Origin of the sequence: Vibrio sp. MM46, from assembly GCF_027587135.1 — a bacterium.
In the GTDB taxonomy this organism is placed as follows: domain Bacteria; phylum Pseudomonadota; class Gammaproteobacteria; order Enterobacterales; family Vibrionaceae; genus Vibrio; species Vibrio harveyi.
Window position 1 is genome coordinate 1 of the sequence record NZ_JAPPTO010000087.1, and the last position, 794, is coordinate 794.

The 794-nt window shown below is 45.2% G+C and carries 1 protein-coding gene; it reads right to left on the bottom strand.

Features of this window, described 5'->3' with window-relative positions; all coding sequences use genetic code 11:
• Window positions 1–216: 216 nt before the first annotated feature.
• The gene (locus OH459_RS28025; RefSeq protein ID WP_269989888.1) at window positions 217–702 is read right to left on the bottom strand and encodes a hypothetical protein; all 486 of its coding nucleotides are present in this window, start codon (window positions 700–702) and stop codon (window positions 217–219) included.
• Window positions 703–794 lie beyond the last annotated feature (92 nt).

The following is a 794-nucleotide window of genomic DNA, read 5'->3' on the forward strand; positions in this document are numbered from 1 at the left end:
AAGGATAAAGACAGTCTGTGGGCGGCTTTTCACATCCTTGTACGTCCCTATAGCTGTACTCAATGCTCTCACTTTAACCCACAGCTCGAAAAGCCGCATCGCTAGTTTAAGAGGCTTCTAAAGCACCAACAAGTGGGGATTGTCGTCATACTTTGAAGTTATAGCGAGCCTCCCAAAATAGAGATAGGCTACTGATAATTCGAGGGATAACGTTTGTTATCTTGGTTTGGCTATTTTGTTACTTTCGGTTGCTTGCCGCAATACTTGCCAAATGTCGGGTAAGCGGTGACCTAACCTTTGTAACGTCATCACAATTTGAGACTGGTGATGTTCATCCGTTGGAGCGCCATGACCAAAGCGCAACTCTTTACAGCGCTGAGCTTGTGCTAGATGGTCAAAATCAGCCGTCAACTCTAACAAGGCTTTTTCTACTTGCCGGTAGTTAAAGCAACCTATCGACAAGGTTTGCGCGATGATGCTCAGCCCTAAGTGCATAGACATCATTTTTTTCAGCTCGCGCTGAATATCGGCACTGTCATCAATGCGGTACTGCTCGTAGAAGGGCACTAAGTGCGGATATATGTGTGATGGCTTTAGGTTTGACATTAGACGCTGGCGCACGACTAAGGACGAGGCGTTAGGATGGCGTTCTAAAATATGTTCGATGCGACACTGTAATTGTGCATCATTGAGTCTTCCCATCTCTTCTCAACGTTCAGCATTCAGATAACGTCATTTTGCCATATTGCGTCTCAAGCTTGACCAAGAATTTTGAGAGTTGTGTCGTATAATGG

Coding starts and splice junctions, on each gene's coding strand:
- OH459_RS28025 (WP_269989888.1), bottom strand. CDS start 702: ATGGGAAGACTCAATGATGCACAATTACAGTGTCGCATCGAACATATT.